This is a genomic window from Paenibacillus sp. 01T422, from assembly GCF_056398785.1.
The window spans coordinates 1-4,071 of record NZ_JBFTQB010000602.1 but is presented as its reverse complement, the minus strand read 5'-3'; the positions used below and the strand labels follow the sequence as shown (position 1 = coordinate 4,071).

Genomic DNA, 4,071 nt, shown 5'->3' with positions numbered 1-4,071 from the left:
CAAAAATAATGACAGCCAGAACTGTCAAACCTACGGAGAGCAGCACAGCCAGCGCATTCATCGTGAAGAAACGTTTGGTTAAATGCATGTGTATTCCTTTCTATATATCCTTTCTGTCAAACAAATAATACCCTGTTGTAAATAACATCATACCACAGCCTGACATGATTAAAATCTGGCGGAATATTTTAAACACATTGATCGTCTCTGATATCCATAACGTATACCAATCAAACATCGAGGTAATGAAAAAACTGGAATAGGATGAGAATACAATACCTAACGAATTAAAAACGATAAACACAAGTATCGCGAGGAAAAATACGGCTAGTCCCCCTTGAATCACATTAGACAGCAGGACGACAATCAGCGCAAACACAAATACGGGAAAAAAAGTTAATCCGTACGATAAAACTACTTTTAAGATCCCTGGTAGGCTGGCCGACGACGGATTAAAAATAAACCCTGCTAATAACGAAAGAATCATAACAAACAAGAGATTGCCTGCAATAAATAAAGCTAAATTTAGCACCTTCGCACTAAAGACACCAAATCGAGACACTGGTCTCAAAAGTGTGATTTTCATAGTATTTGATGAAGATTCCCCGTTAAACATATCGATCGCCACAAAGATGGCAAACAGCGGTAAGAGCGTATAAGTAATAAACGATAGCACGACTATAGGAAATTCAACGCTTCCTACGACTCGTAAACCAAGCCCATGTTTGATAGTTGTTACAGCGACTTGCCCGACCAAAACAGCAAGGATGGACAAAATTGCAGCTGCCATCATTTTTTTCTTTTTCAGCAGCTTCACGGATTCATTGATAAATGCGGCCTTAAACCCTTCCATTCCTGTCCACCTCACTAACAAAGAAGTTCTCAAGAGATGAGTAATACGAGAGAATATTTTGCGTATATTCTACGTTTACAAGCTTCCCTCCGTAAATAATGCCGATTCTCGTGCACGTCAATTCCACATCATGAATCAAGTGGCTTGAGATGAAAAATGTCGTGCCTTCCTGAGACAGCTGTTTGATCAATTTCCGCATCTCCAGCATCCCTTCAACATCCAGTCCGTTCAGGGGCTCGTCCAATATCAATAGTTTGGGTTTCGACAGTATGGCTGCCGCTATCCCCAGTCTTTGTTTCATCCCAAGTGAAAACTTCTGCGATTTCTCATTTTTATATTTCAACATGCCCGTGGTTTCCAGACACTCATCAATTCTCTTCTGATCAACATTCGGATAAAATCTCGCGAACAGCTTCAAATTTTCGTTAGCCGTTAAATAGGGATATGACTCCGCTGTTTCGATCATACAACCAACATGCTTCATGGCGTTAACATAGTCGTCTAGAATACTGGCGCCAAAAATTTTCACATCGCCGCGGTCTGGCTTCATGAGTCCAGTGATCATTTTCATAGCCGTCGTCTTCCCTGCACCATTTGGCCCTAGAAAGCCGAAAACATCGCCTTGATCAACTTCTAAGTTTAATTCTGCGATTCCCCGGCCATTTTTGAATGACTTGGTTAATCCGCTTATTTCAATCGCCTTGACTGTCAACTGCTCTCATCTCCCCAAAAAATGCTCAGGAAGCTGCACCCGCAGCCTCCTGAACCTCTGTTTATTCAAATATGCGGTTAAACTCTCCATCGTAATATGGTTTGGAGATCGATCTGTATGAATTTTGATTAACAATCTCAACATTCATTTCAAAATAAACTTTGCCTGTAGCGCCTTGATGAATCGAACCATTCTTCTGCTCGCCTTTTGCATCCTTATACGTGAACGTTGAGGACGCCGCCGGATCATATTCAAAGTCAAAGGCATCTTTATTCGGATATTCGCTCTCATAACCCGGAATAACCGTTTCGGAATATTTCCCTTTCACTTTATCGTTGTCCACGCTGGTGATTTCAAGCATTCTTTCACCGATTTTCACAAACTTGCCGTCTTTCTCCATAACGATATCGTTTTTGTATTTGCCTACATACTTACTACTAAATCCATTGGAGCTAACCTTTTCAACTTTTGCGCCAGTTAGGTCAGGCAGTACAATTTTCGTATTGCCAACTTCAGAAAGCTTTACAATGACATTCAGGTTCAAATCGTGTTGAACACCGTTTTTATCTTTTCCGGACAGTGTAATATCACCTGTCACATTTTCAAGGTATCCAGCTTTATTTTCATTAGCCGATCCTACCACCTTTTTCACAAATACATCGCTTTCTATGACCGGCAAATCGCGCTCATCGTTCAGCATCTGTTTGATACCAAAAGAGGAGACAGCGTTTAGGACGGCTGGCACCTGAGTTTCAGACAAGCTGCCCGAATATACTTTTCCACCTTCAGGTCCTTCCTCTACTTGCACGTAATCTTTCAAACCGCCAACCACGGCGTCAACGATTTTCTCAATCTCTGGTGCTCCCTTTTCTTTAAAGGGATTTTTGAAATCCGCGGTACGATTCTTGCTGTCACTAGCCGGGTATTCCATCACATAATAAGTATTATCTGTTCCACTTTTATTAACTGATTTCGTTATGTCTGAATAATAGTATCTCGATGTTGTTTCGCCATTGGCGTCTTTCGTCGTTGTGTTCTCTTCCTTCGCTTGTTTTTCAACATCCATCTTTTGGGACGTTGAGCCTTGAAGTAACGTTTTGTCGTTATCTTTCAACGTATACAGCGCTTCAAGGGTATAGTTCTTCATATCCTTTTCCATCATGCTTGCAGTAGTTTTTGCTGAACCTTTTAACCGGTCATAGCCCGATCCAAGCAGCGTATCGGCGAATGCCGTGGATACGAATAGACAGGCTCCAATCGTAAATGACAGTACAGTAACGGATTTTTTGCTAAGTTTCATCTCTTTTCTCCTTTTAAACACAATTCTACGGGAAACGTTTCCTTACTATTTATTTTAATATAACCTTATTGAATCCATCTAAATGGATTATTAACAAAGTATAAACTCTTTCAACGCTAGGATAATAAAAAAAAGCCGCACAGCTGTCACGCTGCACGACCTGTTTTATTTCCTGAATACCTTCTTCTCAGATATCATCCCATCTGCAAAATAAACGATTTCTGCAATGTAGCCCGGTTGATTAGAAATGGCGAAATCATATGTTTTCTTACCATTCTCATCTTTAACCAGCTTGCCTTTTGCCCCTGTTTGCTTCACCAGATCATCATAGGTGCTTGTCATGCTTATCTTATCAGCTTGCTCCTTCGTTATCTGAGGAAGCGGCTCATCCTTTGTTGTATCGTTGCCACCAGTTGCCGGTGTTGCTGTAGCAGATGTTCCACTGCCTGTCCCACTTGTAGCTCCAGGCGTTGCTGAAGCCCCTGTAGAAGGCGTTACGGTCGCTCCCGTTGTTGGGCTAGGCGATGCACTCTCTTCATTCTTTTTAGCGCATCCTGTGGCCACAACAGCTAGTACCAGAAATATCATTAACCAACTTCTCATTACGCTTACCTCCTTCTTGTTGCCAACACGTAGATATGAGCTTATTCTGCTTTCCTTTTAGCCTTTTTATCCCTATTGGACAGACAAAGGACTGAAAGCAAAAGAGCCTTCTACGCCCTAATAGACGTAATAGGCCCCTAAAATGTTTCACGTGGAACTCAAATTTTGGCATTTAATTGGTTCAGTAAAATAAAAAAAGCCTCCTGCAGATGCAGAAGACTCTCATTCCTAAGCTAGTTACAGCTTGTACGGAAAGAGTGGGATTCGAACCCACGCACGCCTCGCGACGCCTAGCTGATTTCGAGTCAGCCCCCTTGGGCCTCTTGGGTACCTTTCCAATAAAACGCGAGAACAGGATTCATTATATCAAAAAATCCCTGCACTCGCAAGTGCTTTTTTAAAGCGTTTTTATGAGGATTCTTCCTCTTTATCCGGGTTGGATCGAAGCACTTTTTTCAGCTTACTTTCGAACTTCGTTCTTGGAACTAGAACACTGTGTTTACAGCCCACACACTTAATTCTAATATCCATTCCCATCCGTATGATTTCCATTTCATTGGTGCCACACGGATGGGGCTTTTTCATTTGCACAATATCGCCAAG

General features: G+C 41.8%; 5 protein-coding genes and 1 tRNA gene. All 6 read right to left on the bottom strand.

From position 1 onward, the window contains the following. Nucleotides 1-100: 100 nt before the first annotated feature. Nucleotides 101-853: an ABC transporter permease gene (locus AC1DUA_RS27005; RefSeq protein WP_477502707.1), complete on the bottom strand. Its 753-nt coding sequence runs from the start codon at nt 851-853 to the stop codon at nt 101-103. After that, nucleotides 840-1,565 carry an ABC transporter ATP-binding protein gene (locus tag AC1DUA_RS27000; RefSeq protein WP_477502706.1) on the bottom strand — a complete coding sequence of 242 codons (726 nt, stop codon included), beginning with the start codon at nt 1,563-1,565 and terminating at the stop codon, nt 840-842. Before AC1DUA_RS27000 ends, AC1DUA_RS27005 begins: the two co-directional genes overlap by 14 nt. A gap of 61 nt (nt 1,566-1,626) precedes the next feature. After that, nucleotides 1,627-2,865 (bottom strand): hypothetical protein, encoded by a 1,239-nt coding sequence (locus tag AC1DUA_RS26995; RefSeq protein ID WP_477502705.1) that lies wholly within the window; start codon nt 2,863-2,865, stop codon nt 1,627-1,629. Between the two features lie 165 nt (nt 2,866-3,030). Beyond that, nucleotides 3,031-3,468: a hypothetical protein gene (locus AC1DUA_RS26990; protein WP_477502704.1), complete on the bottom strand. Its 438-nt coding sequence runs from the start codon at nt 3,466-3,468 to the stop codon at nt 3,031-3,033. A 249-nt stretch (nt 3,469-3,717) separates the two neighbouring features. After that, nucleotides 3,718-3,805: transfer RNA gene (locus AC1DUA_RS26985), tRNA-Ser, on the bottom strand. Nucleotides 3,806-3,876: 71 nt separating this feature from the next. Continuing rightward, nucleotides 3,877-4,071 (bottom strand): DUF951 domain-containing protein (locus AC1DUA_RS26980; protein WP_477502703.1); only part of this gene is annotated, 195 nt, incomplete at its 5' end.